A 4930-nucleotide genomic window follows, 5' to 3' on the forward strand; every position below is an offset into this window, starting at 1 on the left:
CGAAGCGTCGTTGCCTGCGCTGCGCCAGCAATGGCTCAGTGCGCGCCACGCGCTCGCGGTGCTGCTCGGCCGCACGCCCGATCAGGCGCCCGCCGATCTCGCGCTGGCCGACCTGCACTTGCCCGAGAGCGTGCCGGTGGCGGTGCCGTCCACCTTGCTCGAAACGCGGCCCGACATTCGTGCGGCCGATGCATCGCTGCAGGCGGCGGCCGCCGCCGTGGGCGTCGCCACCGCGCAGATGTTCCCGCAGATCTCGCTGTCGGCCTCGCTCGGCCAGGCCGGGTTCAGTTGGCCCGCGGCGCTGTCGGGCATCGGCGGAATCTGGAGCGTGGGGGCCTCGCTGAGTCAGCCGCTGTTTCATGGCGGCGCGCTGCTCGCGCAGCGGCGCGCGGCGCAGGCCAGCTACGCGGCGGCGGTCGAGCAATACAAGGCGACCGTGCTGACGGCGTTCCAGAACGTGGCCGACTCGCTGGCCGCGCTCGACAACGACGCGCAAGCGCTCGACGCGTCGAGCCGCGCCGCCGAGGCCGCGCGCGGCGCATCCGACGACACGGCCGCGCGCGTGCGGCTCGGCGCGCTGCCGCCGTCGGCCGGACGCAGCAGCGAGCAGCAATACCGCAACGCGCAGCTCGACGCGATCCGCGCGACCGGCTCGCGGCTCGCCGATACGGCGCGGCTGTTCCAGGCAATGGGGACGCCGCCGGAACCGGCGCAAGCCGGGAAGGCGGCGACCGTCGCGGCGGCTTCGGGGGCGACGCCCTGAGCCGTGTCACGGCGGTTGGCATGAGGACGCCTCGCGCGTCCTCATGGGCGCGATGTCTCGAACGCTATTGGATGGCCTTGTCGAGCCGGCAACCGGCGGCCCGAGCGATATGTCGATAACGGCTCACGCCGCGTGCCCGACGAACTCGCGGCACGCATCATCGGGCGGCATGCGCCAGTCGAGCCTCGGGCCGGCGGGCCGAGCGGTTCGCGGATAGTGGCTCACGCTGCGCACTCGACGAACCGACGACACACATCTCCGAGCGGCATCGGCCAGCCGAGCCTCAGGCCCCAGCGGCCTGAGCGGTTCGCACACATCGCCTCACGCCGCCCGCTCGACAAACTCCCGACACGCATCGCCGGGCGACACCAGCCGGTCGAGCTTGAGACACAGCCGGCTGTCGCCGACGCTTTCGCCATAAGCCGAGCCGAACGACGCGAGCCCGCCGATCCGCGCTTCCAGCAGCGCACGGTCGTCGGCGCGATGCACGCAGCGCCCGCAATGGGCGCCGGGCGGAATGGCCGCGAACGCGTTCATTGACCGAGCGACGCCCAATACGACGCGAACACGTGCACCGACAGCACGTAGCCGATCACGATATTGACCGCCACGCCCGCCGTGAACGCGATCAACGGCTTCACGCCGGCCGTCGACAGCGACGCGAAGCGCGTCGTCAGCCCGATGCTCAGGAAGCAGAACGTAAACGCCCAGGTGCGCAGCGCCGTGATCGGCGCGACGAACGCCGGCGTGACGACGCTGCGGTAATCGGCCAGCGAGTAATGCGAGGCGATCCACGTGACGAGCGCGGACGCGACCACGAAGCCGATCACGAACTTCGGGAAACGCCGCCAGATCTCGCCCGCGCCGGTACGCACGCGCACCTCGCTGCCGCCTTCCTCGCGATCCCAGCGCGTGGTCGCGACGATCGCGAGCACGAACGCCCAGATGCCGATCCAGATGTCGCGGCCCACCACCTTCATCAGCACGAACGCCTGCAGCGACGCATCGGGCGCGCCGGCCACCACGCCCGGCGCATGGCGCGCGAAATCGCCGTAGGCCTGCGCGGCGGCGATGCCGGCCGCGTCGGCGAATTCCGAGGTGCCGATCCACGCGCCGGCGATGCCGGTCGGCAGGCCGAGCGCGCGCGAGATGCCGGGCAGCGCGAACACCATCACGATCGCCCAGATCACCACCAGCGTGATCGCCACCGAAGCCTGCTCACGACGCGCGCGCACCGCCCCGGCGATCGCGATCGCGGCCGACACGCCGCACACCGCGCCGCCCACGCCGAGCACGGCCGCGAACCGGCGATCGAGCTTCAGCGCGCGGGCCACCGCGTAGATCACAAAGAACGTCACGAGCGACACGATGGTGGCCTGCCCGACCGCCACCGGGCCGGCCCAGGCGATCAGCGTCAACGGCAGCGTCGCGCCGAGCAGCACGATGCCGACCTTGATGTAGAACTCCACGCGCAGCGCCGGCGCCAGCCACGCGGGCAGCGTGAACAGGTTCGACACGATCAGGCCGAGCACCAGCGCGATCAGCGGCGGTTCGAGGTTGTAGGTGGACGCCTGCGCCCACGCGCCGATCGCGAAGATCACGGCCGACGCCACGAAGATCACGAGGAAGCCGGGCACGAATTGCGCGACCGGCAGCTTCAGCGCCGCGATCGCCACCGAAAACACCACGGCGAACGCCACGAACAGCGCGACGTAACCGGTCGCGTGCGCGGCCAGATCGGCGCCGAGTTGCGGCAGCGAGGCCCATTTGGCCGGCGCCACGGCCAGCACCTTGATGCTGGCGCCGGTCGCGAACAGCAGATAGGCGGCCACGATCGCGAACAGGCCGATCGCCACGGCCCACCAGTCCTCGGTGCCGAATGGCCGGCTCCCGTTCGTTTGCGCGGCGGCGTCGCCGCGGCGTGTGCTCGCGATGGTCGAATCGCTCATGGTGCATTCCCCTGTGAATGTGTCTTGCCCGCAGCGCAGCGGATGGCGTGCGGGTGGCGAACCGGAAGCGCGCAGCGTGTTGCAGGGCGCGCCCGGTTCAACGAATCAGTATGGAATCCGTACCGAACCACGGGAAATGACTTATTCGTCTTTGCTTATCGGAGCGATGGGCGTGGCGTGACGACTTACTTACGAATGGTTGACGGCGAGAAAAGCGGATGTGTCTCGTCGGACTGCCCGAGGGAAATCGTACCTATCCCGGAGGTCAGCATTTTTCTTCAGCACCTTGGGTGTGTGGGCACGTCCGCGGGCTGTCGAAACCAGCCTCGACATAAAAAACGGCGCTTCGGCGCCGTTTGCGTTACGTGGTCCCGATCAGTACATCGGCAGGAATGTGCAATCCATCACGTAGCTTGCGAATCATGGTGAGGCTCAACGCACGCCGTCCGGCGAGCACCTCGTACACGCGGTTGCTGTTGCCGATGTACGGCTGCATGTCGGGCACCGACAGGCCGGCCTGTTCCATCCGGAATCGGATAGCCTCGACCGGCGTCGGCGCCGACATCGGGAAATGCTCGGCCTCGTACTTCTCGACGAGGATCGCGAGAATTTCGAGTTGATCCCCTTCGGGCGTGCCAGGCGCCGGATCGGCATCAACGAGCGCGGACACCACCTTCAGTGCGGCCTCGTAATCTGCCTCGGTTCTAATCGGTTGAATGTCCATATCGTTACTCCATTTCCACGGTCGCAGCGTCCACCTTGTCGTATTCAGCATGCGTGCCGACGAACTTTACGTACGCCACGCCGATCTGGTACGCCACCGCGACGATCAATCGAAAGTCATTACCCTTGATGTTGAACACCACCCGATTCTTGCCAACGAAGCTGGCGCTGGCGTACTGATTCTTAATATCCTGCGGAGTCTTCCAGTTCGCCTTTGCCGCTTCCGCATGCCATGCCAGCAACTGCTGCTCGGACTGCGCGTGGCGCTGGATGAAGGTCAGGAGGGTTCTTTTGGCAACAATTCGCATGCCGTGCATTTTAGTCCCAATTTGGGACTAAAACAATGCCGACCGGTAATTTGTCCCGATAGAGAACCATCCGGGCACCCCAAGCCGACGAAGCCGCCACGATTCGCCGCACCCCGGCCTCGCTCGAACGCGGCATCACGCCCGCCTGCGCCGGGCCAACACGATCGGCGCCCGCCACGATTGCGCTCGACCTGTCCCGATCAGCGCCCGTTGCGACCTCGCCAAGCCGCAAACTTCTCCAGCGTGTCCGGATGGGTAGCCGGATACAGCCCGATGATCGTGTCGCCGTCCCGCACCCGCTCCATGACGAAATCCTCGAACGCCGTCATGTCGTGCGCCTCCGCCGTGATCTCCTCGACCAGGTGCGCGGGGATCACGATCACGCCGTCGTTGTCGCCCACCAGCACGTCGCCGGGAAACACCGGCGCGCCGCCGCAGCCGATCGGCACGTTGATGTCGAGCGCCTCGTGCAGCGTCAAATTGGTCGGCGCCGACGGGCGCTGATGGAACGCCGGGATCTCGGTGCGCGAGATTTCATCGGCGTCGCGAAAGCCGCCGTCGGTCACCACGCCGGCCACGCCGCGCTTCATCAGGCGCGTGACCAGGATGGCGCCGGCCGAGGCCGCGCGCGGATCGTTGCGGCTGTCCATCACGAGCACCGCGCCCGGCGGGCAGGTTTCCACCGCCTTGCGCTGCGGATGCTCTGGATTGCGAAACACTTCGAGCGGGTTGCGATCCTCGCGGGCCGGAATGTAGCGCAGCGTGAACGCCTCGCCCACCATGCTCCTGGCGAGGCGCTGGAGCGGCGTCACGCCCTGGATGACCTGATTGCGCAGGCCGCGCTTGTAGAGCGCCGTGGCCAGCGTGGCCGTGCTGATCGTTTCCAGTCGGGTGCGCAGTGCGGGGGTGAGGATGCTCATGGGATTGTCTCGATCGGGGTCGTTGTCGGTGGGTGTCGATGGGTGTCGGTCAGTATCAAACAGAGAACGCGCCGCCAGCTTAATGCGACTTGCGCATCATGGCACCCTCACGTTGACGGACCGCCGGGTTCAGCGCGGTGCCGAGGCCGTCGCGCGGCAAGCAAGCGTGACCCGAATCGCGCGACCGTTCGGCTGACACCGGAAGCAACCAACATGACATGCCGGATCGACAACCGGCCGCCGCGAACGGCGAACGTTCGCGGCGGC

7 protein-coding genes are annotated in these 4930 nt (G+C 67.7%); 1 reads left to right on the forward strand and 6 read right to left on the reverse strand.

The features are described 5' to 3' along the window. Window positions 1-763, forward strand: a 763-nt coding sequence (locus tag ACYP33_RS17695) for a TolC family protein (RefSeq protein ID WP_459623027.1), incomplete at its 5' end; no start/stop codon positions are given. 321 nt (window positions 764-1084) lie between these two features. Here ACYP33_RS17695 and ACYP33_RS17700 read toward each other — a convergent pair. The 6 genes from ACYP33_RS17700 to ACYP33_RS17725 form a co-directional block, all read right to left on the reverse strand. Beyond that, on the reverse strand, window positions 1085-1300 hold the full coding sequence (locus ACYP33_RS17700) for a hypothetical protein (RefSeq protein ID WP_459623028.1): 216 nt from the start codon (window positions 1298-1300) through the stop codon (window positions 1085-1087). Further along, on the reverse strand, window positions 1297-2712 hold the full coding sequence (locus ACYP33_RS17705) for a YeiH family protein (RefSeq protein ID WP_459623029.1): 1416 nt from the start codon (window positions 2710-2712) through the stop codon (window positions 1297-1299). The genes ACYP33_RS17700 and ACYP33_RS17705 overlap by 4 nt, the downstream gene beginning before the upstream one ends. Window positions 2713-3073: 361 nt before the next feature. Further along, on the reverse strand, window positions 3074-3436 hold the full coding sequence (locus ACYP33_RS17710; RefSeq protein ID WP_459623030.1) for a helix-turn-helix domain-containing protein: 363 nt from the start codon (window positions 3434-3436) through the stop codon (window positions 3074-3076). A 4-nt stretch (window positions 3437-3440) separates the two neighbouring features. Next, window positions 3441-3743 carry a type II toxin-antitoxin system HigB family toxin gene (locus ACYP33_RS17715; protein WP_459623031.1) on the reverse strand — a complete coding sequence of 101 codons (303 nt, stop codon included), beginning with the start codon at window positions 3741-3743 and terminating at the stop codon, window positions 3441-3443. 200 nt (window positions 3744-3943) lie between these two features. Beyond that, window positions 3944-4663 carry a ribonuclease activity regulator RraA gene (locus tag ACYP33_RS17720; protein ID WP_459623032.1) on the reverse strand — a complete coding sequence of 240 codons (720 nt, stop codon included), beginning with the start codon at window positions 4661-4663 and terminating at the stop codon, window positions 3944-3946. A gap of 79 nt (window positions 4664-4742) precedes the next feature. Continuing rightward, window positions 4743-4930: hypothetical protein (locus ACYP33_RS17725; protein WP_459623033.1), on the reverse strand; the 188-nt coding region annotated here is incomplete at its 5' end.

Source organism: Burkholderia sp. 3C (assembly GCF_054589155.1).